The organism is Pseudomonas farsensis (genome assembly GCF_014268805.2).
Lineage (GTDB): Bacteria > Pseudomonadota > Gammaproteobacteria > Pseudomonadales > Pseudomonadaceae > Aquipseudomonas > Aquipseudomonas farsensis.
This window is the reverse complement of sequence record NZ_JABWRF020000004.1, coordinates 340,764-364,981: the sequence shown is the minus strand read 5'-3', so window position 1 is coordinate 364,981 and position 24,218 is coordinate 340,764. Positions and strand designations below refer to the sequence as shown.

Annotated in this window: 18 protein-coding genes; 8 read left to right on the top strand and 10 right to left on the bottom strand. The window is 61.6% G+C overall.

What is annotated here, in order from left to right; translation table 11 throughout:
- Window positions 1-64: 64 nt before the first annotated feature.
- From HU719_RS21230 to HU719_RS21215, 4 genes are read left to right on the top strand one after another with little or no spacing between them, the layout of a single operon-like run.
- On the top strand, window positions 65-2,206 hold the full coding sequence (locus HU719_RS21230; protein ID WP_186534472.1) for a type VI secretion system Vgr family protein: 2,142 nt from the start codon (window positions 65-67) through the stop codon (window positions 2,204-2,206).
- Window positions 2,203-3,126, top strand: a complete 924-nt coding sequence (locus tag HU719_RS21225; protein WP_225917356.1) for a DUF4123 domain-containing protein — start codon at window positions 2,203-2,205, stop codon at window positions 3,124-3,126. Before HU719_RS21230 ends, HU719_RS21225 begins: the two co-directional genes overlap by 4 nt.
- Window positions 3,119-6,106 (top strand): T6SS effector BTH_I2691 family protein, encoded by a 2,988-nt coding sequence (locus tag HU719_RS21220; RefSeq protein ID WP_186534471.1) that lies wholly within the window; start codon window positions 3,119-3,121, stop codon window positions 6,104-6,106. The genes HU719_RS21225 and HU719_RS21220 overlap by 8 nt, the downstream gene beginning before the upstream one ends.
- On the top strand, window positions 6,106-7,053 hold the full coding sequence (locus tag HU719_RS21215; protein WP_225917354.1) for a hypothetical protein: 948 nt from the start codon (window positions 6,106-6,108) through the stop codon (window positions 7,051-7,053). Before HU719_RS21220 ends, HU719_RS21215 begins: the two co-directional genes overlap by 1 nt.
- Before the next feature lie 53 nt (window positions 7,054-7,106).
- On the opposite strand, the gene HU719_RS21210 is transcribed toward HU719_RS21215, so the two are convergent.
- The 4 genes from HU719_RS21210 to hydA all read right to left on the bottom strand — a co-directional run bounded on the left by HU719_RS21210 (window position 7,107) and on the right by hydA (window position 12,429).
- Window positions 7,107-7,637, bottom strand: a complete 531-nt coding sequence (locus tag HU719_RS21210; RefSeq protein ID WP_186534470.1) for a glyoxalase superfamily protein — start codon at window positions 7,635-7,637, stop codon at window positions 7,107-7,109.
- Window positions 7,638-8,230: 593 nt separating this feature from the next.
- Entirely contained in the window at window positions 8,231-9,505 is a 1,275-nt protein-coding gene (gene preA, locus HU719_RS21205; RefSeq protein ID WP_186534469.1) for an NAD-dependent dihydropyrimidine dehydrogenase subunit PreA, read from the bottom strand.
- On the bottom strand, window positions 9,506-10,873 hold the full coding sequence (locus HU719_RS21200; protein WP_186534468.1) for an NAD(P)-dependent oxidoreductase: 1,368 nt from the start codon (window positions 10,871-10,873) through the stop codon (window positions 9,506-9,508).
- Window positions 10,874-10,989: 116 nt separating this feature from the next.
- Complete coding sequence (gene hydA / locus HU719_RS21195) at window positions 10,990-12,429, bottom strand: dihydropyrimidinase (protein ID WP_186516682.1); 1,440 nt, start codon at window positions 12,427-12,429, stop codon at window positions 10,990-10,992.
- A gap of 605 nt (window positions 12,430-13,034) precedes the next feature.
- Here hydA and HU719_RS21190 point away from each other — a divergent pair.
- The 3 genes from HU719_RS21190 (at window position 13,035) to HU719_RS21180 (ending at window position 16,591) form a co-directional block, all read left to right on the top strand.
- Window positions 13,035-14,525 (top strand): NCS1 family nucleobase:cation symporter-1, encoded by a 1,491-nt coding sequence (locus HU719_RS21190; RefSeq protein WP_186516683.1) that lies wholly within the window; start codon window positions 13,035-13,037, stop codon window positions 14,523-14,525.
- 63 nt (window positions 14,526-14,588) lie between these two features.
- On the top strand, window positions 14,589-15,875 hold the full coding sequence (locus tag HU719_RS21185; RefSeq protein ID WP_186534467.1) for a Zn-dependent hydrolase: 1,287 nt from the start codon (window positions 14,589-14,591) through the stop codon (window positions 15,873-15,875).
- 203 nt (window positions 15,876-16,078) lie between these two features.
- Window positions 16,079-16,591, top strand: a complete 513-nt coding sequence (locus HU719_RS21180; RefSeq protein ID WP_186534466.1) for a cysteine hydrolase family protein — start codon at window positions 16,079-16,081, stop codon at window positions 16,589-16,591.
- A 59-nt stretch (window positions 16,592-16,650) separates the two neighbouring features.
- Here HU719_RS21180 and HU719_RS21175 read toward each other — a convergent pair whose 3' ends face one another.
- The 6 genes from HU719_RS21175 to HU719_RS21150 all read right to left on the bottom strand — a co-directional run bounded on the left by HU719_RS21175 (window position 16,651) and on the right by HU719_RS21150 (window position 22,682).
- On the bottom strand, window positions 16,651-16,887 hold the full coding sequence (locus HU719_RS21175) for a hypothetical protein (protein WP_186516687.1): 237 nt from the start codon (window positions 16,885-16,887) through the stop codon (window positions 16,651-16,653).
- A 139-nt stretch (window positions 16,888-17,026) separates the two neighbouring features.
- Window positions 17,027-17,806 carry a hypothetical protein gene (locus tag HU719_RS21170; protein WP_186534465.1) on the bottom strand — a complete coding sequence of 260 codons (780 nt, stop codon included), beginning with the start codon at window positions 17,804-17,806 and terminating at the stop codon, window positions 17,027-17,029.
- A 77-nt stretch (window positions 17,807-17,883) separates the two neighbouring features.
- Window positions 17,884-18,612 (bottom strand): hypothetical protein, encoded by a 729-nt coding sequence (locus tag HU719_RS21165; protein ID WP_186516691.1) that lies wholly within the window; start codon window positions 18,610-18,612, stop codon window positions 17,884-17,886.
- A gap of 155 nt (window positions 18,613-18,767) precedes the next feature.
- A complete protein-coding gene (locus tag HU719_RS21160) occupies window positions 18,768-19,433 on the bottom strand; it encodes a hypothetical protein (RefSeq protein WP_225917352.1) in 666 nt (221 codons plus the stop codon).
- A gap of 447 nt (window positions 19,434-19,880) precedes the next feature.
- On the bottom strand, window positions 19,881-22,085 hold the full coding sequence (locus HU719_RS21155) for an OsmC domain/YcaO domain-containing protein (protein WP_186534464.1): 2,205 nt from the start codon (window positions 22,083-22,085) through the stop codon (window positions 19,881-19,883).
- Window positions 22,086-22,241: 156 nt separating this feature from the next.
- Window positions 22,242-22,682 carry a hypothetical protein gene (locus HU719_RS21150; protein ID WP_186534463.1) on the bottom strand — a complete coding sequence of 147 codons (441 nt, stop codon included), beginning with the start codon at window positions 22,680-22,682 and terminating at the stop codon, window positions 22,242-22,244.
- A 182-nt stretch (window positions 22,683-22,864) separates the two neighbouring features.
- Between HU719_RS21150 and pvdM the strand changes: the two genes are divergently transcribed.
- Complete coding sequence (gene pvdM, locus HU719_RS21145; protein ID WP_186534462.1) at window positions 22,865-24,211, top strand: pyoverdine-tailoring dipeptidase-like protein PvdM; 1,347 nt, start codon at window positions 22,865-22,867, stop codon at window positions 24,209-24,211.
- The last annotated feature ends 7 nt before the right edge of the window (window positions 24,212-24,218 follow it).

Sequence of the window (24,218 nt, the reverse complement as noted above, 5' to 3'; positions counted from 1 at the left end):
TTCATTGCTCCGGGCAGTGCGGCTGCCCGCGCAGCATGAACTCAACGTTTAACAAAGGCTGCACATGCCTGAACATTCTCACCTGCGTTATACCTTCAGCGCGTTACGGGGCGGCGCCCAGTTTGACGTCATTGCATTCAGCCTCAATGAAGGGCTGAGCCAGGTCTTCGAGTTGCAAGTTCAATTAGCCAGTCACGAAGACGATATTGGCTTTAGCGACCTGCTCGACCAGCCCGTACTCTTTACCATCCTCCACAACGACCGGCCTACGCGTTATGTGCACGGTTTGGTCAGCCGCTTCAGCCAAGCTGAAAGTGGCTTGGCCCGTACCTATTACCACGCGCGGGTCGAACCGCAACTGGCCCGGGCTAGCCTGCGTTCCAACTGGCGTATTTTCCAGCACAAAAGCGTCCCGCAAATTCTTGAGTTGATGCTCAAGCGCCAAGGCATAACCCAATTCGAACTCACCACAAGCGTTGCTCATCAGCCCCGCGAGTTTTGCGTACAAGCCGGCGAAACCGATCTGGCTTTCATCACCCGCCTCGCAGCCGAAGAGGGCTTCGTCTACCGCTTCGAGCACACCCCTAGCCACCACAAGCTGCTGATTACCGACCGCCTGTTATCGATGGGTACGATCAAAGCCGAAGAAACTGACGCGGAGCGGGAGCAAAACACCGCGTACGACGTGCTCTATCTCGCTATACCCGATGGCACGTCAAATGTGCCCTGCCTTCGGCGCCTGAACTACAGCGAGCAGGTGCGCAGCACACGCCAAGTGCAACGCGACTACACCTTCCTCAGGCCGGCTTACCGTCAAGAGCATGTCGGCGTGCCACACCTGAGCCAATGGCACCGAAACGAATATGAGCGTTTCGACTACCCCGGCCGCTACAACCGCGACGTGGTTGGCAAAGCCTTCGTCAACACCCGCGCCGCAGCCCTGCAGCACGACGCGCGCACAGCCTGCGTTGAAGGCGACGATGTGCGCGTGCAGCCAGGGCTTGGTTTCAATCTGACCGGGCATCCTCGCCAGAGCCTGAATACGCACTGGCGGGCGATCAGCGTTACCCACGAGGGCAGCCAATACGCATGCCTGGCCGAGGAAGCCGCTGGCGCCGAGCGCGGCTCGCATTATCAGCAAAGCGCGGTATTGGTGCCCGGCATGGCCGAATGGCGCCCTGCCCCGCTGCCCAAGCCGCATATCGACGGCCCGCAGATGGCGACTGTGGTCGGGCCACCGGGCGAAGAGATCTACTGCGATGAGTGGGGCCGGGTAAAGGTGAGCTTCCCGTGGGACCGGGAAAGCCGCGACGATGCGTTCAGTTCTTGCTGGGTACGCGTTTCGCAGGGTTGGGCCGGTGGCAGCTGGGGCTCGATGGCAATCCCAAGGATCGGCCAGGAAGTGATCGTGCAGTTTCTCAATGCCGACCCCGACCAGCCGGTGATCACGGGCCGCACCTACTGCGCCAACCAGCTACCACCCTATGACCTGCCTGAACACAAGACCCGCATGACCATCAAGAGCCAGACCCACAAGGGCGAGGGCTTCAATGAATTGCGTTTCGAAGATGAGCTGGGGCGCGAAGAAGTATTCGTCCATGCCCAGAAAGACCACAACACGCAAGTCAGGCACGACCAGACCTCCAGCATTGGCCGAAATCGCAACGAGCAAATCGGCCAGGATGAAGCGCGCAATATTGGCCGTAACCGCTCAGACAAAGTGGGTAACGATGTGCACGTGTCTGTAGGCCAGGACGCACGCCTTGAGGTTGGCCGAAACCGCACCGTCAACATCGCCAACGACCATGTGCTCGTTACTGGCAATAACCGGCAGGAAACCATCGCCGCGGATTACCACATCAGCATCGGCGCGAACCTGGAGCAGCAGGTTCAGGGCCGAGCGGAACTCGAAGCCGGCGCGCTCATCGGCAGGCGCACACAACGCTATGAGCTTCGCGCGGCGCAAACGGTGACGATCCAAGGCCCAGGCGGCTCGATCCGGATCGATGAGACCGGCATCACCCTGGAGGGGCTGTTGGTCCGTATCAACGGCGAGCTGCTGGTCACGGCCGCGGCCGGCAGCAACCCACTGCCCATGCCCAGCGCCCCAGGCGCCGCAAAACCCCTGCAACGCCAGTGCGGTCGGCAGCCCGACGGCAGTTGCGCCCTCGCAGATTGCCGCTGCATGGCAGGGCCCAGCCAATGAGTGCGGCAACCTACCAGCCGGGCATTGAGCACGGGTTCGCCGAGCAGTGCCGCTTTCTATTGCTGATGACTATCGAAATTGAGCACTGGGCCTTGCGCCCCATCCCCCAGGAAGGCGAGCCGGTGCCAGCTTATGCCCCATCCGTACTGGAGCTGATCAACCCAATAAGCCGCAACACCCGGCATGCCTGGCTATGGAAGCGCAGCACACTGGACGACCAATACCAATTCGGCCCGCTGCTGGTAGACGTTGCCCAAGCACCGGAGCTGCTGGCCTACGCAATCGCCACTTGGATGCCAATCGGCGCCGCTGTCGCGCTGGACGCCAATGTGAGCCTGGCAGCACTTGCAGAGCATTTCACCAGCCTGATGCCCATCACCCTGCCCGACCAAAGCAGCGCGACTTATCACATCAAGCCAGACCACCTTGCCGCCTGGCTGCAGGCGCTGGACGACGACCAGCGCGCAACCTGGCTTGGGCCGGTAAGCCACCTTGCGTGGCGGGTCAATTGGGGGCCTGCGTACGCGTGGAAGACCCTGCGGCAAAGCCCGAGCGAAGCACGCTCGTACGCAGATGCACCCTTGGCGCTTGGCCCCAGCGAACTGGACAGTTTGAACAAAGGCCTGCACGAGCATTTCGTGCTGAGCCTGGCCCATGAGGTTTTGGCCATGCCACACCACAACACCCACAACCTGGCCGACCTGCGCACATGGATCGAAACCCTTCACGTGCAACTGCAAGCGCTCAACTTCCGCAGTGAGGAAGTCATCGGGCAGTTCATCCGCCTGGTAGCCCGTCACATGTGGCTGCTGAGCGACGACCGCGCCGTCGATATCTACACCGACCTTCAAGAGCCGCCCCAGGCTCGCCTGTACGAACTGCAGATGCTGCTGCGCCGCAAGGAATCACTGCATGACTGATACCTCTCCCGGCAGCGCCATCGCTGCCCCCACCTGTAGCGTGCGGGTACCTGTGTTGCCGGTGCGCTACGCCATCGTGCCGCGCACAGGCGCCATGCCTGCATGCCGCTATGCAAGTTCGGGCTTCAACCTGGAACAAGGGTTCAGCCCGTTACAGCATTCGTCCTACACGCTAAGGGCGCTGCGCCCCGGCTACATCTACGTGTTCATGAAAGGCGACTCGGGCCAGAAGCTGGTCATCCATGAATACGACGGCCAAGGGCTGTACAAAGAACTGCGCTACCAAGGCCTGGACCGCTACAACCAGCGCGACCGCTATCTGTCCGGCCAGAGCATGGGCTGGGTGTGGGCAGACGTCTGCCAGGCCAGCGCCAAGGAGGTGTGGATCGGCTATAGCCCGCACCTTTGGACCAATGCGGTGACGGCGCGTATTACCGGTTCTGCCAATGAGCGCAAACGGCATATGCGCCAGCTGGACATGACCGAGTTGCTGGCTGGCAATCAATTGCCCTCAAGCCAACCCCATGTGCTGCCGGTCAGCGCGCTGCAAGACTGGGTCGAAGACTACAAACTCCAAGGCCGGCGCATGTTCCTCGACTGGAGCAGCCACCCGGTCAGTGAAAGGCTGCCAACCGGCAGGCTGATCGCCATGGCCAGGGACTACCCGGGCGCCCACCCCAAAGTCCCGGTGGTAGTCGCGCTGGCCGATACCGAAGGCTTGGCGCTGGACCTGAGCCTGTCGGTCGCGGCTTACCAGCATCAGTTGAACGACCTGATCCCGAGCGAGCAGTTGCAACCGCAGGCATCGGCCCCGGATGCCGAACAAGAGCAGACGCCGCTGTGCTACCGGCTGGACACCGAGCGCATGAGCCACAAAAGCCGCGACTTCCATCACCGCAACCTGACGGCCATTTTGCTCGACAGAACGTTGGAGAGCATGTGGCCAGCCAACGGTCCCCCGCCGGAGGCAGTGGGCTATCGGCTTGAACATCGCGGCCCTGCGCCCAGCGCGGCGCAAGCCAGGTTTCGCGCGTTCACTCATAAAGACTACTCGCCCAACGGTGCCCGCCTCGGGCAGCGCCTGGACACCGACAAGTACCTGCAATTTCTCACTGAGCGCGAGGCGCTCGAAAAGCGCATCGTCGCCTTGCGCGAACGTGCCTCGCAGGCCAGCGACGACCACGACATCTGGCTGGCCAGCGCGGAGCCTGCGCAGATCGATGACCCGTACAGCCTCGCGGCAGCGCTGGCCAGCTACGACCGCGACGACATCACCTCCGCGCGCGGCCTGGAGATATCCCTTGCACTGCTGATTCAGCCAATGAGCCAGCCCACCCCCGGCACCGAGGCGGATGACCTGCGCTTCAAGCGCCTGGAGCGCTGGCTGGACCAGCACGACAGCCCGCTGTACACCGCCTTGGCGCCGTTCAACCCGTTCAAGGACAAGGCGGATGCGGTCGGTAGCTTGCTGGGTGCGGGGGATGAGGTCATTGAACAGTTGGCGCCGCGCTTCCCACCCATTGTCGGAATCACTGATTTTACTGCGCAGACAGTGTTTACCGTGGTGCTCAAACGGCTGCGTGGGAAGACACGTTGGAATGCGAGTCACGGTCTGAAACAGCAGGTGCTGATGGCTGCAAGTGAAGCCAATGCGCAAAAAGCGCTGGGGTTGTTGGCCGCCCGATACAGCGTTACCAACCAGAGCATTCGCATTGATCCGTTCAGCCGGGAGGTCAGAGGCTTCCTTGATCGAGGGATGGCGAGTGTTGTTGAAACCAGAGAGCTGAGCATCAAAGGCACGCGGACGATAGCTCTGGAGTTGACTACTCGATTGCACGCTGCGCCGACTGCACTTGGGATGCTACGTACTGGCGTCGGTACCGGCGCCAATATAGCGATATTATGGTTCAACATAATTTCGTTGAAAGTGGCTTATCACAATCTACAGAAGAGTGATGCGCCGGAATATACAGCGGGCTTTGCGGCTTCCATATTTGGAGTGATTGGCGCGGCGGCAGCGGCGTTAGTCGGCACTCGGTCGCTGCATACAGCTGTAATGTTGAAACTGAGGCCAACAGTGCCGGGGGTGGCTTTTGGTAGCGGAATTATCAAGGCGTTGAATTCAAAACTATTTGTGCGAGCATTCGCCTACCCTTCAATTCTTTTAGGCTTGAGATCAGACTTCGCTAAAGCGGACCGTCAAGAAGCGAACGGAGACACAATCGCTGCCGATTACACGACCGCGGCAGGAATTACAATGAGCGCCGGCTCTTTTATAACCCTTGCGGCGGGACTGAGAATAGCCTCAACTATTGCCGGCGTGCCAGTTACGGGCTGGTTTGTCGCTGCACTAATACTCACCGGCATAGCCATCATTGCTGTAAGTTTATCCCTCCATGCAAAGTCAGCTGAACGCATCCATTCACCTATCGAATTATGGGCAGCGCGGTCTATTTTCGGCAATCGATTGAATGATGGTGAAATACGAAATGGGATCATACTGGACGCGCATAAAAGGTTGCCAAAGTTTGCGACGTTGCGTAATGAGATTGAAGCCTGGTACGTTGAGCATTATCGACCACAGCTCCTCACGACTAAACAAGCATTGGCATTAGGCGTAGTCGAACAAGCTAACAAGGACTACAACAATGCACAACACGCCGAGCTTCAACGATGGAGCAATCTTGTGGATAAGACACCAAACAATATTTTGGCATTTAAATTCACTACGCTATTACCCAATTTCATAGTCGGAATCAGTTCATGGTCAGCGAATCTCGTCCGCATGAGTTCTGACCAAAAACAATCCATCCTCCGCATTGAACCGGCGTGTTACATCGTAGAGTCAGGCCTAATCATCTACATCAACAGCGAGACCCGAAGTCGACACTATGCGAACGTTGAAATTACATACCGCCCAAATCAAGGCATCGACGAAAGCATCGTAATACTATCAACGTTCCAACTGGAGCCACAGTAATGTCAATAACTTGGATCTTTGCCCCCCTGACTCAATCTTCAAACCGACCCGCCATTTGTGGACAGTTTGAGAAGCAATCTTATGGAACGCTAACACTGCGAAACCCATGGATACCAGACTCTGTTTTTATGGGAAAAATATACACGGCAAGCATTCTATTTATAATTATAACTTTTTACCCTCCCTTATTCGTTAACCAGCCATGGAACACCCCTCCTTTCAGCTCTTTCTTGCTTGCAGCAAAAATCCTGGGGCCTTTACTCTTCGTGCCGTTCCTAATCTATCGGATTTGGCTTATAAAAGCCCTGTCCAACTTCTATTTCAATAGATTGACCCAAAAAATCCACTACACGTACAGGGGCAAGCTGACGACACTCGAATGGAGCCAAACAGTGGGCGGCGTTTATAAGATTACCGAAATCATTAATGGCTCCTACACCACTAGCCATGCTCTCGCACTTGCTGTGCCTAGACCGGACGGCACACTGCACAAAAAAGACTGCCTATGGGTAGACAGTAACGAACCCAGCGACCCCTCCATCACTTATGTTGCTGAAGTCTGGGAGTACCTTCGCCAATTCATGGCGCACGGCCCTGACCAACTGCCGGCGCCCGGCGAGCCGAATTGGTGGCACGTTCCTCTCAACGCCATTTGCCTGACTCCAGCCCAGGCCTGGCGGCATTACGCACCCTGGAGGACCGGCGAGCCCGGTGAAATGCAAGGCAAGAAACTCTGGCTATTGCCGATGTGGGCCGTGCTGTTTCCTTACAACCTATCGGTCGCGGTCTTCTGGTACGCAATCTGCCGGATGTTCAATATAAAAGCCGCCCCGGCACCGCCTGAAGCATTCGAGGCGGCGCCGGAGGGCAACAACGAGATTGATATCAATGCAGCCCTAACGCGCCGCGGCCCTCGTCGAAAGAAGGCCGATAAGCAGCGCGTCTAGCCATGCGAAACCTTAGTCCAGACGCGGTAGCCAGGCATACAGCCCATCGCGACTCACCCCTCACAAAACCGTATCCGGTTCCCAAACGGATCATGCACCTCAAGCACTTGCCCCCACCCCTGCTCCACCAGCTCCGGGCGGCCATAGCCATAGCGCTTGGCCTGCAGTTCATCGCGCAGCGCGTGGATATTGAGGGTCGGGACAAACAGCGTGGTGCCGGGGCTGGCATCGCCGTGGTGCTCGGACAGATGCACCTTCAACCCGGCCCGCTCGACACCGAGGTACAGCGGCAGGTCCGGCGCAAACCGGTGCTCGAACTCAACGCTGAACCCCAGGAAATCGCAGTAGAACTCGCGCGCCTTGGCTTCATCGAAAATGCGCAGAATGGCGATGCAGCGCTCGAAGCTCACGGCTGTTACGGCAGGTGTGTCGTCAAGCGCGGCGGCGGCGGTGTTCCAGTCTTTGTAGCCGAGCTGGTCGGCCACCTGTTCCAGTGCCGCGCTATGGCTGATGGTGAGGTTGTGGGTTGCGTAGTGTGCACGCAAGCGCTTGGCCATGTGCTTGGCCTGGGCGATGGACGTCATGTTGCCTCCATTGGTCGAAGCCTGCAGGTGCTCGCGTTGCCAGTCTTCGACAACCTATAGAGGTGTGTAGTGACGGGGATGAGGCGATGCTTTCACCGAACCCTGGGGGCGCGAGCGGCTGGCAGCATCTGGCCATGGCGGGATACTAGGCCAATCGCCTGGGCTTGGCAAAGCGCGGCAGGCATTCTGATCTGGGAGGGTGTTGGAAATTCGCTGAGGGCTGGGGTGATCGGGCAACGTACTCATTTGCGGGTTCTAAACCAAGGGAGATTCTATGGTTTTGCGCAAGCCTGTACCGGCCTCATCGCAGGCTGGCGCCAGCTCCCACAGAGACTGCGCACAGCCACACTATCGAGGCCTGACCTGGCTTCGCGACAGCCTGCGATTAGGCCAGGACAGGGTTGTACAGAACCATAGAATCTCTCACAGGGCTCCGGGCCAGACCTCGATAATGTGGCTGTGCGGGGCCACTGTGGGAGCTGGCGATAGCCTGCGATGAGGCCGGCACAGGCTTGTACGCCCCCCCCTGGAATCGCCCACAGGCCACGCTGAAATCCCTGCATGCGTAGAGCCGTAGATTCCTCTTCGGCTTGTCAACTCGCCTCTCTATAGGGGTTTCTTGGGTCCTGGGTCCAGTTCAGGTAAGGCTTGCCGGTGTCCTGGGCTTGCATGTCGATGCAGTTTTCTACCGGGCAGGTGATCTGGCACAGGTTGCAACCCACGCACTCCTCTTCGATCACGCTGTAGAGGTGCGTGCCGTCGGGTTTGACGGTGCTGGCAATGGCCTGGTGCGAGGTGTCTTCACAGGCGATGTGGCAACGGCCGCAGCCAATGCAGGCGTCCTGGTCGATGTGGGCGATCGACTTGTAGTTGATGTCCAGGTATTTCCAGTCAGTGGTGTGCCCCACGGCCAGGCCGCGGAACGCTTCGAGGCTGCTGTGGCCGTGCTGGTCCATCCAGCGTGACAGGCCGTCTTTCATGTCTTCGACGATGCGGAACCCATGCAGCATCGCCGCGGTGCATACCTGCACGGCGCCGCTGCCCAGGGCGATGAATTCGGCAGCGTCGCGCCAGTTGCCGATGCCGCCGATGCCGCAAATCGGCAAGCCCCGGGTTTGCGGGTCGCGGGCGATTTCAGCCACCATGTTCAAGGCAATCGGCTTGACCGCCGACCCGCAGTAGCCGCCATGGGTGCTCTGGTCGCCGACGATGGGGTGGGCCACCATGCGGTCCAGGTCGACGCTGGTGATCGAGTTGATGGTGTTGATCAGCGACACCGCATCGGCACCGCCGCGATGGGCGGCGCGGGCTGACTGGCGGATGTCGGTGATGTTGGGCGTCAGCTTGACGATCACCGGCAGCGAGCAATAGGTCTTGCACCAGCGGGTGACCTGCTCCACGTATTCCGGCACCTGGCCAACGGCAGCGCCCATGCCGCGCTCGGGCATGCCGTGGGGGCAGCCGAAATTGAGCTCGATGCCGTCAGCGCCGGTGGCTTCCACAAGCGGCAGGATGAACTTCCACGACGCCTCCACGCACGGCACCATCAGCGACACGATCAGCGCGCGGTCGGGCCAGTCCTTTTTCACCTGGGTGATTTCGCGCAGGTTGATCTCCAGCGAGCGGTCGGTGATCAGCTCGATGTTGTTGATGCCCTGCACCACGCGGTTGGCGCCGTAATGCGCCGAATAGCGCGACGACACGTTGACCGCCGCCGGGTCCTCGCCCAGGGTTTTCCACACCACCCCGCCCCAGCCCGCTTCGAATGCGCGGACCACGTTGTACGCCTTGTCGGTCGGTGGCGCGGAGGCCAGCCAGAATGGGTTCGGGGCCTTGATGCCGGCGAACACGATGGACAGATCGGCCATTTATGCAGCCTCCACGTTGAGCATGAGTTGGGCATGAATGGCCTCGGCGGCCAGCTTGCCGTGCTGCACCGCCTGCACGGTGAGGTCCTGGCCGAGCGCCGTGCAGTCGCCACCGGCGTACACGCCGGCAAGGCTGGTGCGCAGTTGCGCATCCACGCGGATACGCTCGCCATCGCGGGCCAGTTGCGCCGCCAGCGGGTCGCTGAGGCTGGCCTCGTCGAAGCGTTGGCCGATGGCTTTGAAGATCGCGTCGGCCGCCAGCTCGAAGGTTTCCCCGGTGTCGTGTAGAACCCCCGCCACCGGCTGCGTGCGGGCAAAGCGCATACCGCGCACGCGGCCCTGGTCATCCAGCAGCACGGCGTCTGGACGCGCCCAGGTGTGCAGCCGCACCTGGTCATGCTTGGCGATATCCTGCTCGTGGGCGGTGGCGCCCATTTCGGCAATGCCACGGCGGTACACCACATTCACATCACGGGCGCCAAGGCGGCTCATCTGTACGGCCATGTCGATGGCGGTATTGCCGGCGCCCAGCACCAGGCAACGGTCGGCGAGCGGCACGCGGCTGAGGTCGTCGGCCTGGCGCAACTCACGGATATAGTCGGTGGCCGCCAGCAAGCCCGGGGCATCTTCGTCGGGCAGGCCCAGTTGGCGCACGGCGTTCAGGCCCAGACCGAGGAACACGGCATGGTATTGCTGATGCAGTTCGGTCAGGGTGAGGTTGGCGCCCAGGCGCTGCGCGTAGCGTATTTCGATGCCGCCAATGCCCAGCAGAAACTCCACTTCACGCTGGGCGTAGTCGTCCACCAGCTTGTAGCGGGCGATGCCGTATTCATTCAGGCCGCCTGGCTTCTCCTGCGCCTCGAACACCACCACCTCGTGGCCGTGCATGGCCAGCCGGTGCGCACAGGACAACCCGGCAGGGCCGGCACCCACCACGGCAATGCGCTTGCCGGTGGCCGGGGAGCGCTGGAATGGGTGTTGGGTAAAGCCTGCGTTGTCGATGGCGTAGCGCTGCAACTGGCCGATCAGCACCGGCGCGCACTCCTGGGCGTTGTTACGCACGCAGGCTTGCTGGCAGAGAATCTCGGTGGGGCACACCCGGGCGCAGCTGCCACCCAGAATGTTGGCCGAAAGGATGCGTTCGGCAGCGCCTTGCAGGTTGTCATCGCTGATGCGGTGGATGAACGATGGGATATCGATCTCGCTGGGGCATGCGTTGACGCATGGTGCGTCGAAGCAGTACAGGCAGCGGGCGCTCTCGACGGCGGCCTGGCGGGCGGTAAGCGGTGGCGCGAGGTCGCTGAAGGCCTCGGCGAGCTGGTCGGCGCCGGCCCGGGGGCGCGGCAAATGGTTCAGGGCGTCGATCACGGTTGTTAGCCTCTCTCTTTTTTATGGGTACAGGCGGCGGTTACCCGCCCGTCCGTTGTTGGGGGATGGCAGTCAACAGGTGTAGCTCTATTGTTATGGGGTGGCGCAGTGCCTGGTCAGCGCTTGACCGGCACGGCGCGCTGCTGCTCGGCGCGCCGCTCCAGCACCTCGTACACCGAGGGGTACGCTGGGCGCTGCACGTAACGCCCAGCGCCGGGCGTGGCACGCAGATCGCCATCGGCCCAAAGCAGGTTGCCCTGGCTGATGGTGTGGCTGGGCACCCCGCGTACCGTGCGGCCTTCGAAAATGTTGAAGTCGACCTTTTGGTGGTGGGTGCTGGCACTGATGGTGCGCGTGCCCTGCGGGTCCCACAGCACCAGGTCGGCATCGGCGCCCACGCGGATGGCGCCCTTGCGCGGGAACAGGTTGAAAATCTTCGCCGTGTTGGTGGAGGTCAGTGCAACGAACTCGTGCATCGACAGCCGCCCGGTGTTCACCCCTGCGTCCCACAGCACCGCCATGCGGTCCTCGATACCTGCGGTGCCATTGGGGATGCGGCTAAAGTCATCGCGGCCCATGGCTTTTTGCTCAGCGCAGAAGCAGCAATGGTCGGTGGCGGTGGTGTGCAGGTTGCCCGATTGCAGGCCGCGCCACAGCGCCTCCTGGTGCTCGCGCGGGCGGAACGGTGGGCTCATCACGTAGCCGGCGGCAGTGGCCCAGTCGGGGTCGCGGTACACGCTGTCATCGAGCAGCAGATGGCCTGGCAGCACCTCGCCGTATACCGGCTGGCCCTTGGCCCGGGCATAGGCGATTTCATCCAGCGCCTCGCGGCTGGAAATATGCACCAGGTACAGCGGCGTACCGAGGGTTTCGGCAATACGGATGGCGCGGCTGGCGGCCTCGCCTTCAACCTGCGGCGGGCGCGACAGCGGGTGGGCTTCGGGGCCGGTCATGCCTTGGGCGATCAGTTTTTTCTGCAGGTGGTAGACCAGCTCGCCGTTCTCGGCATGCACCGTTGGTACCGCACCCAGTTGCAGGCAGCGCTCGAAGCTCGCCACCAGGGTGTCGTCGGCGGCCATGATGGCATTCTTGTAGGCCATGAAGTGCTTGAAGCTGTTCACCCCGTGGTTGGCCACCAGTTCGCCCATTTCTTCGGCGACCTGCTCGCTCCACCAGGTGATGGCAACGTGGAATCCGTAGTCACTGGCGCTTTTCTGCGCCCAGCCACGCCAGGTGTGGAAGGCTTCGAGCAGCGACTGCTGGGGGTTGGGGATGACGAAGTCGATGATCGAGGTAGTGCCGCCGGCAAGGCCTGCAGCGGTGCCGCTGAAAAAGTCCTCGCTGGCCACCGTGCCCATGAACGGCAACTGCATGTGGGTGTGCGGGTCGATGCCGCCGGGCATCAGGTACTGGCCGCTGCCGTCGAGCACTTCGCAGCCGATAGGGGCGTCGAGGTTTGCACCAATGGCACGGATCAGCCCGTCGGCACACAGAACATCGGCGGGGTAGCTTTCTTCGTGGGTGACCACGGTGGCACCACGGATCAACAGGGACATGCCGTCTTCCTCGCAGGCTGACCGGTCTTGGCCGGTTCTTGGAATTTTCTGCCAGTGCCTGGGGGCTCGAAGCAATCCTGTCAGGCCTGACAAGATTCGAGGCTAGTTGCTGATCGGATATTGATCAAGAAAAAATATAAGCAAATTACAATTTAGATAACTAACTGATAAACAAGGAATATTTATACAAATCACCAAAACGAAGCAGGCCCTCACCATTTTGACGCACTTGACAGGAAGCCAAAATGAGCAAGATTTTCTACGCAAATTCAGCTGTTTGAAAACCTTCGGCAAGGCGCAGATCACGCCTGAGGTTTTACCGGCCGCACCGCTTTGAACCACAGCGTGGCGGCCCATTCGGCCAGCAAGCACCCGGCCCGTGATCCGGTGCGTTTGCCAGCGATGCTGAATTTGATTGCAAGTCAGTGAGTTACCTCCGGTCGGCGGCAGTGCGCCGGGAAGGCCATTGCCAACCCGGCACGTTTGTTGAAGGCGCAGGCCAACCGCCATGGCCGGACTGGAGGTGCAGTATTTGTGGTGCGTGTACTCCGGCCATCGCAACAGCCCGATGAGCGACAACGATAAGAAAAAACCTGGAGAGCCCCATGCAACAGAGCAGATCGAAAGTGATCGAGCAGCACGGCCTGTTCGAGCTCGACGCCGCCGGCGACGTCCTCGACAGCCCTCGGTACAACCACGATATCGCCCCCACCAAGGTGCACCAGCGCACTTGGAACAAGTGGCACATCACCGCGCTGTGGGTAGGCATGTCCATCTGCGTGCCCACCTACACCCTGGGCGGCGTGCTCACGGCCTACTTCGGGCTGAGCGTGGGCGAGGCGTTGCTGGCGATCCTGCTGGCCAACCTGATCGTACTGATCCCGCTGACCCTCAACGCCTTCCCGGGCACCAAGTACGGCATCCCCTTCCCGGTGCTGCTGCGCTCTTCGTTCGGCATCATCGGCTCCAACGTACCGTGCCTGATTCGCGCCGTGGTGGCGTGCGGCTGGTTCGGTATCCAGACGATGTTCGGCGGGCTGGCCATTCACCTGTTCCTGGGCTCGATATCGCCGGAATGGAAGGCCTTGGGCGGCACTGGCGAGGTGATCGGCTTCATGCTGTTCTGGGCCTTGAACCTGTGGGTGGTGCTGCGCGGCGCCGAGTCGATCAAGTGGCTCGAAACGCTATCGGCACCGCTGCTGGTGGCGGTGGGCTTTGGCCTGCTGGTGTGGGCATTGCCGCACATGTCGATGACTGAACTGCTGGCCCAGCCGCCCAAGCGCCCGGAAGGCGCCAGCGTGGTCAGTTACTTCTGCGCGGGGCTTACCGCCATGGTGGGCTTCTGGGCGACGCTTTCGCTGAACATCCCCGACTTCAGCCGCTACGCAAAAAGCCAGAAAGACCAGATTCTGGGGCAGATTTTCGGTTTGCCGCTGACCATGTTTTTGTTCGCGGCACTTGGGGTCATCATGACCGCCGCCTCGGCGTCGCTGGTGGGCGAAACGGTGTCCGACCCGGTCAGCCTGATTGGCCGCATTCAGAGCCCAGGCTGGGTGGCGCTGGCCATGGCGCTGATCGTCATCGCCACGCTTTCGACCAACACCGCGGCCAACATCGTCTCGCCGACCAACGACTTCCAGAACATCGCCCCACGCCTGATCGGCCGCACCCGTGCGGTGTGGCTGACCGGTTTCATCGGCCTGGCGCTGATGGGCCATGAGCTGCTCAAGAAACTCGGCTGGATCGTCTCCGACCTGAGCCTTGAGAGTGTGTACTCCAACTGGCTGCTGGGCTATTCGAGCCTGCTTGGGCCCATCGCCGGGATCATGGTGGTGGACTACTTCCTGATTCGCCGCCAGCGCCTGGACCTGGCCGGGCTGTACCGTGACGACGTGTACCCAGCCTGGAACCGCGCAGGGTTTATCGCCTTTGCCGTGCCGGTGGCACTGACCGTGCTGGCTATCGGCAACGCCCGTTTCAGCTGGTTCTACGACTACGGCTGGTTCACAGGTTCCTTGCTCGGTGGCGGGTTGTACTACGCCCTCGGTCGCCTCGCAGTACGCGGGCCGGTGCCAGTGGCCAAGCCGCTGCCCTGATCAACAGCCGACCCTAACGCGCATTTGCTTTTGCAGATAAAAACAGCCTGAGGAGAGACACCCATGAGCACTCCCGCCAAGCACGTCTTGCAGTCCACCGAACACCACGTCAACAGCGCTCGGCTATGGCAATCGCTGATGGACCTGGCGCAACTGGGCGCCACGCCCAAGGGCGGGGTGTGCCGACTGGCACTCACCGACCTCGACCGCCAGGCCCGCGACCTCTTCGTGAGATGGTGCACTGAGGCCGGCTGCAGCGTCAGCATCGATGCGGTGGGCAACATTTTTGCCCGCCGCCCGGGGCGCAACCCCAAGCTGGCCCCGGTGATGACCGGCAGCCATATCGACACCCAACCCACCGGCGGCAAGTTCGACGGCTGCTTCGGGGTAATGGCTGGGCTTGAGGTGCTGCGCACGCTCAACGACCTTGGCGTGGAAACCGAGGCACCGCTGGAGGTGGTGGTGTGGACCAACGAAGAAGGGTCACGTTTTGCGCCCTGCATGATGGGCTCGGGGGTGTTCGCCGGTAAATTCACCCTCGAAGAAACCCTGGCCAAGCGCGACGCCCAGGGCGTGAGCGTTGGCGAGGCGCTCAACGCCATTGGCTATGCCGGCGAACGCGCCGTGCTGGGCCACCCTGTGGGTGCGTATTTCGAGGCGCATATCGAGCAGGGCCCGATTCTTGAAGACCAGGCAAAAACCATCGGCGTGGTGCTCGGCGCCCTCGGCCAGAAATGGTTCGACCTGACCCTGCGCGGCGTCGAGGCCCACGCCGGCCCCACCCCGATGCACCTGCGCAAGGACGCCCTGGTTGGCGCTGCCGCCGTGGTGGAAGCAGTCAACCGCACCGCCCTCGCCCACCAGCCGCATGCCTGCGGCACGGTCGGCTGCCTGCAGGCCTACCCAGGCTCGCGCAACGTGATCCCCGGCGAGGTGCGCATGACGCTCGATTTTCGCCACCTCGAGAGCGAGCACTTGCAAGCGATGATCAGCGAAGTGCAAGCCGTCATCGAGGCGACTGCAGCCAAGCATGGGTTGAGCTACGAGTTGGTACCCACTGCTGATTTTCCGGCGCTGTACTTTGACCGAGGGTGTGTCGATGCGGTGCGCGAGTCGGCGAGCGCGCTGGGCCTGGGGCACATGGACATCGTCAGTGGTGCAGGGCATGACGCAATATTCCTGGCCGAGCTAGGGCCGGCGGGGATGATTTTCGTGCCGTGTGAAGGGGGTATCAGCCACAACGAAATCGAGAACGCCACACCGCAGGACCTGGCGGCAGGCTGTGCGGTGTTGCTGCGGGCGATGCTGGCGGCTTCGGAAGCGATTGCCAGCGGCCGGTTGGCTGCTTGAGGCGTTGTTGAGACACAGCGCCGCTGTGCGGCGCATCGCAGGCTATCGCCAGCTCCCACAGGATGTCAGTCAGATATCTCTATCTCGGGCTGGCGCAGTATTTGTGGGAGCTGGCGATAGCCTGCGATGCGCTGCGCAGCGGCGCTCGATCTCGCAGACAACGGTATACTCGGCGGCCTCTTCAACCCGGACCCGCCCTCTCCATGCGCCAAGCCCTGCTCATTGTCGACGTGCAATCCACCTTCAGCCCTTCGGAAAAACTGGTTGATGGCATCCGCGCACTGTCGGCCAACATTCCCGCCATCGCCTCCATCGAGCTGCATGACGAGCAGGTCACGCCGTTCCAGCGCCAGCTTGGCTGGCACCCGGCAAGCGACGATATCGCGCTGGTGGAAGCCGACCAGGTGTTCGTCAAACACGGCTACGGGCAAAGCCCGGAAGCGATTGCCTACCTGAAGGGGTTGGGGGTGGAGCGCGTGCTGGTGTGCGGGCTGCAAACCGAAACCTGCGTGCTCGCCGCAGGTTTTGCCCTGTTCGATGCAGGGCTGTGTCCCACGCTGGTGACCGACCTGACCATGGGCTCGTCGCTGGACCGCTCCGGCCAGATCGGCATCGAACTTTGGAAGCACCATTTCGGCCAGGTCACTACCGCAGCTGAGGTGGTAGCTGGTCTTCACGCGAATCAATCATCCTCAATCGAATCCCGCCAGGCCTAACCAAATAAGCTGGCTTGGTAGGCCTGCCACCGGGCATACCAAGCCAGCCTTCACTCAGGTCAGCGTTCTACGAACGTTGCCGGGACGGCACCGGGAATGCCCACACCGGTGCATATCACCGATATGGACAAGTAACCATCCTGCATCCGCAGCATGTACCACCCATTCGGTTGAACGCCGGCATGTGGGGGCACGGCCACACAGTTATCCACTTCCCAGACCCCATTGTTTTTGCGGCCAGTTAGCCCTGTGGCGATGACAGCGGGCACACTCGAGTCATAAATTTCAGTCGTCATGTTGGTTTCCTTCCAGTCAAGTTAGGTAGCTGTGGGTCTCCGGAGCTCCGTCTGGCGCTGACTCCGCCCGCGCATCCCTGGCCCACATCCTCACGCTATCGAGTTGCCGCAACCCGGTGAAGTAGCGTTACCGTAACCCTCAGGGGGTCTGGGGATACGGGCCTTCAACGAACGCCCCAAGGGCCAGGTCGAAATGCAGGATGGTCGTGTTACCGGCACTCGGCTTCACCGCGGCATAACGGCCGAATTGCAGGCTTGTCGGCCTTGCCGCCACGCGCGGGGCGCTGGTCAATACGGGGGCGGCCGGCCTCAGCAGAGCCCGTGGCAGCGTGCTGCCATTACCGATTCCGCTGCCCACGAACACCCATAGCAGCGGCTCGGTGCTGGCCACGATCTGGGTCTGCATCCGCTGGGCAGTGAAGTAGCGCAATGGCGAGGGGTGCTCGGCCCGGCCCGCCGCTTTCCAGTAGACAAAACCGGCAAGGCCAGCCTGCACGGGCCGCGCATTGGGCGGCGCGTCGAAGTACAGGCTCAGGTAACCAGGCAAGCCGGCCCCGTCCTCACTGATGCTTCGGCCATCGAAACGGTAGGCACGGCCAGTTTGTGCGCTATGGGAGGCGCTCATGACCACCTCCCCAAGGGGCAAAACCCACTGGTTGGAAACGTACAGCTCGCGATCGAGTTCCAGTATCAGCTCGGCGCTGTCCACCAGTGGCAACTCCAGTGCCACCGCCACCACCATCGCCTCGGTTGGCGACGACGGTTCCGGCAGCACCACGATGATCTGCTGCCCTGTATCGATGAGAAACTGCCTGGCCTCATCGTTGACAGACAAGGTCAGTTGCAGGGGCGCCGCCATGCCTGCCGGGCTCAGCAGAAACCAGGCAAGCAAGGCAATCCGCAGCCGGTAAACAGACATGCACACCTCTGCCCGAAAGAAAGACACCCGTATGCGCCCCAGGCGTATACGGGTGTCGTTGCAACACAACAGGCCGATCAGCGCGGCGAGTTGATGATGGTGCCGATGGTCGACCCAGAACTGACCGGGTTCACCGACGCAGCGCCAGGCCGGTTGCTGATGGCATAGGTGCTTGGCAGAACCTGCAGCTCATACTTGATGGCGCTGGCAGAGAAAGCGAAGGTGCAGCCTGGCGCCGATACGCTTGCCTGCACATTGCCGGACTTCAGGGACCTCTGCGCGGCCACGAGCAAAATGTTATCCAGTGGTTTCATCACAATGGACCCTTGCGGGTTCAAGGTGAATGCACAGAACGGCAGGTACTTGTCCCCCTGAGGAGTCGCCACCAACCCTGCAAGCCCCACGGTCAGTGGCGGAGTGCCGGCCGGGCGGTTGTTGAACAACCCCAGGCTGTCAGCCGGTACGCCCGTCACGCCACCCGAAACGAAGCCGCCGCTGGGATTGAACGTCTGGGCATTGCCGAGCGACAGTTCGCCGGAAGTCTTCTCCATTTCGATGGTGGTATTGGCCGCGATATCACGCTGAGTGGTCACGTACAGCTTGTACTTGGGGGTGTATTCGATAGCGACCTTGCCGAAGATATCGCCAAAGGGCACCGAGAACCAGGTGGGTACACCGGCAGTGAGCTGGTTGGGTCCCTCTGCCCCTTTGAAGCCAAGCAAGTAGTAACCCTGCTTCTGCAACTGCTCCAGCACCTCCATTTCCGGGGCCGAATTGAAGTCGAAATTCATCGCGAATGTAGTCATGGCGTCACCTGTCGATCCTTAACACATTGAGGTTTGCCAGCCCTTGATTGCTCCTGGCTGACGATCGAACCACCGCCTGGCCTACATCCTTCCCTGGCCAGACCGGTGGGTTCGAGAGCAAACCTAACAAGCGTCATGCAGCGGGATAAGTAGCGTTACCGTAACGCCTGCGCACTGTGGGTGGGCGCGTTGAGAAACGCTTGCAAGGCGTCGCAGATCGACAACGCCATGGCCTGCTGGTGGGTAAGCGCCAGGTGCGCGGCGCCGTCGAACTGCTCTGACCAGGCCAGGCAACCGGACTGCACCTCGATCACCCGCACACAGGTCCGAACCCGCTCGGCATCGACATGCACACTGCCCTCAAGGCGGTGGCAAGACTTGTCCTCCAACGCCCGCTCGCTACCGTGTTCGATGATGATTCGCCGGCCGAGATTCTTGTACAGCAGGTGGGTCAGTTCCTCGTGCAGCCCGAGGGCGAAATACTCACCATGGGCATCCGCGGACACGCATTTGAACGGGCTGACAGCGAATGCACCCGCATCAGGCCGATTGAGCGCGGGGGCGCGCCTGCGCTGGAAAACCGGCATGTAGCAGCCCAGAGGCACCACGATTTCAATGCATGCCAGGCATTCAGGGGCTGCATAGTGGTTTTTCAGTTTCGTCCGCAGGCGCCCGACCTGCACCCTGACGACTGGGTCTTCGCCGGGGCTGTAGTGCAGCGGATCGCGGTCGAAAACGCCGATGCCGATGGCGTATTCGCTGGTGTCCCGGGCGCAATCGGTAATGGCCCGTTCGACCAGATACGCCAACAACCGGCTCATTCGCGGAGACTTGTGAAACGTATCACTGGCCAAGAGCGCGTCCCTGGCCGCACGGATGTCTTCAACGGCAACGCGATCGCGTCCAATACACGTTAGATGTGCATCAGCCATGGCATGAATTTCCTCTGCGTCCTTACATGGAAAATGGTGCGCATGCCGTGTGACTGAATTCGCTACATCCGTGTATCTGCGTTGTTGCCATACGGCATCCCAGCAACGGCAAGCAACCGCACCCACCTGCGTGCGCAGTTGCAGTCTTGGCGCCTGGGCACAGTTTATCGCTGGGGTGGGGCACCGGGCAGTAACGTTACGGTAGCCACCGGGAGGCCATCAGGGCTGCTTAGCAGCCCAACGCGGGGCAAGCCCGCTCGCCACACAGAGATGATGGCGATTTTGCGCCATCCATCACTGTCGCAGCGGGCTGCGGCCTATGGGAGCTTGCCAAGCTCAGCGCGAGCTGTGCAAACCGGCAGCCCTGGCCCGCGCTGCATGCAGTTTCTTGTAGCTCTCTACAAGGCGCAGGTGGCGGTCCAGGCCCTCAAGCTTGGTGCTGGTCGGGGTCAGGCCATAGAAGCGTACGCTGCCATCGACCGAACCCAACGCCGCGTCCATGCGCACATCACCAAACATGCGGCGCAGGTTGGCTTCGTAGTCGGCCATTTCCAGATCGTCGTCCAGCACCACCTCCAGCACCACGTTCAGCGCTTGGTAGAACAGGCCGCGTTCGACGGTGTTGTCGTTGAATTGCAGGAACATCTCCACCAGCTCCTTGGCATCGTCAAAGCGCTGCAAGGCCAGGTGCGTGAGCAGCTTCAGCTCAAGAATGGTCAGTTGCCCCCACACCGTGTTGTCGTCGAACTCGACGCCAATCAGCGTGGTGATGGTGGTGTAATCGTCCACCTCGGCGTTGTCCAGGCGCTTTAGCAACAGCTTCAGCGAGCGGTTGTCGAGCTTGTGCAGGTTGAGAATGTCACTGCGGAAACCCAGCGCGCGGTTGGTGTTGTCCCAGATCAGGTCCTCGACCGGGTAGATTTCCGAATAGCCCGGCACCAGAATGCGGCACGCAGTGGCCCCCAGGTCGTCGTAGACGGCCATGTACACCTCCTTGCCCTGCTCCTCGAGGATGCCGAACAGCGTGGCGGCCTCCTGCGCATTGGCGTTTTCGCCGCTGGCGCTGAAGTCCCACTCGACGAACTCGAAGTCTGCCTTGGCGCTGAAGAAGCGCCACGACACCACACCGCTGGAGTCGATGAAGTGTTCGACGAAGTTGTTCGGCTCGGTCAGCGCGTGGCTTTCGAAGGTCGGCTGTGGCAAGTCGTTGAGGCCTTCTAAACTGCGCCCTTGCAGCAGTTCGGTGAGGCTGCGCTCAAGCGCCACTTCAAGGCTTGGGTGGGCGCCGAACGAGGCGAATACGCCACCGGTGCGCGGGTTCATCAAGGTCACGCACATGACCGGGAATTCCCCGCCCAGCGACGCATCCTTGACCAGCACCGGGAAGCCCTGCTCCTCCAGCCCCTGAATACCGGCAACGATGCCAGGGTATTTGGCCAGTACCTCCTGCGGCACATCCGGCAGGCACAGCTCGCCTTCGAGGATTTCGCGCTTCACCGCCCGCTCGAAGATCTCCGACAGGCACTGCACCTGCGCCTCGGCCAGGGTGTTGCCGGCACTCATGCCGTTGCTCAGGTAGAGGTTTTCGATCAGGTTGGACGGGAAGTAGACCGTCTCACCGTCCGACTGGCGCACGAACGGCAGCGAGCAGATGCCGCGCTCCTTGTTGCCGGAGTTGGTGTCGTACAGGTGCGAACCGCGCAGCTCGCCGTCGGGGTTGAAGATTTCCAGGCAGTAGGCATCGAGAATTTCTGCCGGCAGCGCGTCTTTCGGGCCAGGCTTGAACCACTGCTCGTTGGGGTAATGCACGAACGCCGCATTGGCGATGTCCTCACCCCAGAACTGGTCGTTGTAGAAGAAGTTGCAGTTCAGCCGCTCGATGAACTCGCCCAGCGCCGAGGCCAGCGCGGCTTCTTTGGTCGCGCCCTTGCCGTTGGTGAAGCACATCGGCGACTGCGCGTCGCGCACATGCAGCGACCACACGTTGGGCACGATATTGCGCCACGAGGCGATCTCGATCTTCATCCCGAGGCCGGCCAGGATCGCCGACATGTTGGCGATGGTCTGCTCCAGCGGCAGGTCCTTGCCGGGGATGCAGGTGCGCGTGTCGGACACCGGCATCAGCAGCGCCTGGGCATCGGCGTCGAGGTTGTCGACCTGCTCGATGATGAACTCGGGGCCGGTCTGCACCACCTTCTTCACCGTGCAGCGGTCGATGGAGCGCAGGATGCCCTGGCGGTCCTTGTCGCTGATGTCCTCGGGGAGCTCGACCTGGATCTTGAAAATCTGGTTGTAGCGGTTTTCCGGGTCGACGATGTTGTTCTGCGACAGGCGAATATTCTCGGTCGGGATATCGCGGGTCTGGCAGTACAGCTTGACGAAGTACGCCGCGCACAGCGCCGAGGAGGCAAGGAAGTAATCGAACGGCCCAGGCGCCGAGCCATCGCCCTTGTAGCGGATGGGTTGGTCGGCGATTACCGTGAAGTCGTCGAACTTGGCTTCAAGACGAAGGTTGTCGAGAAAATTGACCTTGATTTCCATGCGAAGGGGTACCAGAAAGCGGGGCGGAAAATGCCGCGCATTATCCGGGATTTTTGCCGGGAAGTGTTGCTGGGTGTTTGCAGCGCTGATACTCACGGACGGGCGGGCCTGACCGGGCCAGTTGCTGAACCCGGTCATTGGCGCCGCCAGGCGGGTTCAGGCCTGGGTGTCGACCATACTGCCCGAGCTGCCGCTACCGAGCTTGACCAGGGCCTGCAGCAACTGCGCGGTGGCCGCCTGGATCTGGCCGCTCAAGGTGGCGATGCTGGCCTGCTTAGCCATGACCTGCGGCAGCTTGATACTGTCATCGACCTTCTGCGCCATCAGCGCTGCCAGTTGCTTCTGCTCTTCGGCCATCTGTTTCTGCAACTCTTTGATCATCTCGCGCAGTTGCTTGATGTGCGCAGGCTCGTCGCTTTGCGGCTCGCTGGCCGCAGCCTTCTTTTGCGCCTCGGTCACCGAAGACCCCAGCGCCAGCGCGGTGCCGTCGATCTGCAACGAGGTCTGCTTGCCTTCGCTGCTGTCATCCGCAGCCGCTGTGGTGAGCGGTTGGGTGGCGGCCGGGTTGCTGATGCTGATACCACTGATACCTGCCATGCCCCTGATCTCCGTAAATTGGACGTGTCGATAAGCGCACTATCGGCAGCGCCACGCCAGGCTTGAGCGCCAGCGCGCGATAAATTTGCCAGCCGCCCATTCGTCCACCTGATACCCAAGCCCTGCCCGGGTGCCGTCAAGGCCCCGGCCGGGCGCTCCGATCAGCCCAGCACGAGATGGCAATGACCAAGACCCGTTCCCGCAAAGCCCTGTACATCGGCCTGCCCCTGGCCCTGGCGGTCGCCCTGGGCAGCGCCGCCGGCTACCTCTACTGGCAGCAAAAGGACGCCGGCTACCCGCACAAGATCGTCGAACAGGCCACAGCCCTGCATGAGCATATGCTGTCGTTCGACAGCCACGTTACCGTGCCGCTGGACCTGGGCAGCGCCGGCAACGAGCTGGACAAGGACGGGGCAGGCCAGTTCGACCTGGTCAAGGCTGGCCGGGGTCGCCTGTCGGGGGCCGCGCTGACGGTGTTCGGCTGGCCGGAAATCTGGAACGGCGAGAACGCCCCGCACCGCCCTACCCCGGGCTTTGTCGACGCCGCCCGGCACGAGCAGGAAGTGCGCTACAAGATCATCACCGGCATGGTCCGCGACTTCCCCAACCAGGTCGGCATTGCCTACACCCCGGCAGATTTCCGCCGCCTCAATGGCGAAGGCAAGTTCGCCATTTTCATCAGTATGCTCAACGCCTACCCACTGGGCCATGACCTGAGCCAGCTCGACCTGTGGGCTGCGCGCGGCATGCGCATGTTCGGTTTCAGCTACACCGGCAACAATGACTGGGCCGACTCGTCGCGCCCGCTGCCGTTCTTCAACGACACCGCCGACGCCTTGGGCGGGCTGTCGCCGCTGGGCGAGCAGGCGGTTGCGCGGCTGAACGACCTTGGGGTGATCATCGACGTCTCGCAAATGTCCACGCTGGCCCTTGAAGACGTCGCCCGCCTGTCGCGCGCGCCGCTGGTGGCTTCGCACTCGGCGCCCCGCGCCCTGGTGGACATCCCGCGCAACCTGTCCGACAAGGAAATGCAGCTGATCCGCGACAGCGGCGGCGTGATCCAGGTGGTCGGTTTCGGCCAGTACCTCAAGCCCCTGAGCAAGCCGGTGCTGGACAAACTCGACGCGCTGCGCGCGCGTTTTGACCTGCAACCGCTGCAAGGCCTGGCCAATGCCTTGATGCCAGGCGATGCCGTCATCGCCATCTGGCCCGAGGCGCGCTTTGGCGAATACGCAGGCTCCCTGTACGGCATCCTTGAAGAAGAACCCAAGGCCACCCTCAAGCAATACGTCGATGCCATCGACTACACCGTAAAAAAAGTCGGTATCGACCACGTCGGCATCAGTTCGGACTTCAACGACGGCGGCGGCCTGGAAGGCTGGAAGGACGTCAGCGAAATCCGCAACGTCACCGCCGAGCTGCTGACCCGTGGCTACAGCGAAACCGACATCGCCAAGCTCTGGGCAGGCAACTTCCTGCGCACCTGGGAACAGGTACAAAAATCCGCCCGCCCCGTCGCCAACCGCTGAGCATTAC

Bases quoted from the DNA above. Each gene is read 5' to 3' on its own strand.
- HU719_RS21230 (WP_186534472.1), top strand. From the start codon at position 65: ATGCCTGAACATTCTCACCTGCGTTATACCTTCAGCGCGTTACGGGGC.
- HU719_RS21225 (WP_225917356.1), top strand. From the start codon at position 2,203: ATGAGTGCGGCAACCTACCAGCCGGGCATTGAGCACGGGTTCGCCGAG.
- HU719_RS21220 (WP_186534471.1), top strand. From the start codon at position 3,119: ATGACTGATACCTCTCCCGGCAGCGCCATCGCTGCCCCCACCTGTAGC.
- HU719_RS21215 (WP_225917354.1), top strand. From the start codon at position 6,106: ATGTCAATAACTTGGATCTTTGCCCCCCTGACTCAATCTTCAAACCGA.
- HU719_RS21210 (WP_186534470.1), bottom strand. From the start codon at position 7,637: ATGACGTCCATCGCCCAGGCCAAGCACATGGCCAAGCGCTTGCGTGCA.
- preA (WP_186534469.1), bottom strand. From the start codon at position 9,505: ATGGCCGATCTGTCCATCGTGTTCGCCGGCATCAAGGCCCCGAACCCA.
- hydA (WP_186516682.1), bottom strand. From the start codon at position 12,429: ATGTCCCTGTTGATCCGTGGTGCCACCGTGGTCACCCACGAAGAAAGC.
- HU719_RS21190 (WP_186516683.1), top strand. From the start codon at position 13,035: ATGCAACAGAGCAGATCGAAAGTGATCGAGCAGCACGGCCTGTTCGAG.
- HU719_RS21185 (WP_186534467.1), top strand. From the start codon at position 14,589: ATGAGCACTCCCGCCAAGCACGTCTTGCAGTCCACCGAACACCACGTC.
- HU719_RS21180 (WP_186534466.1), top strand. From the start codon at position 16,079: ATGCGCCAAGCCCTGCTCATTGTCGACGTGCAATCCACCTTCAGCCCT.
- HU719_RS21175 (WP_186516687.1), bottom strand. From the start codon at position 16,887: ATGACGACTGAAATTTATGACTCGAGTGTGCCCGCTGTCATCGCCACA.
- HU719_RS21170 (WP_186534465.1), bottom strand. From the start codon at position 17,806: ATGTCTGTTTACCGGCTGCGGATTGCCTTGCTTGCCTGGTTTCTGCTG.
- HU719_RS21165 (WP_186516691.1), bottom strand. From the start codon at position 18,612: ATGACTACATTCGCGATGAATTTCGACTTCAATTCGGCCCCGGAAATG.
- HU719_RS21160 (WP_225917352.1), bottom strand. From the start codon at position 19,433: ATGAGCCGGTTGTTGGCGTATCTGGTCGAACGGGCCATTACCGATTGC.
- HU719_RS21155 (WP_186534464.1), bottom strand. From the start codon at position 22,085: ATGGAAATCAAGGTCAATTTTCTCGACAACCTTCGTCTTGAAGCCAAG.
- HU719_RS21150 (WP_186534463.1), bottom strand. From the start codon at position 22,682: ATGGCAGGTATCAGTGGTATCAGCATCAGCAACCCGGCCGCCACCCAA.
- pvdM (WP_186534462.1), top strand. From the start codon at position 22,865: ATGACCAAGACCCGTTCCCGCAAAGCCCTGTACATCGGCCTGCCCCTG.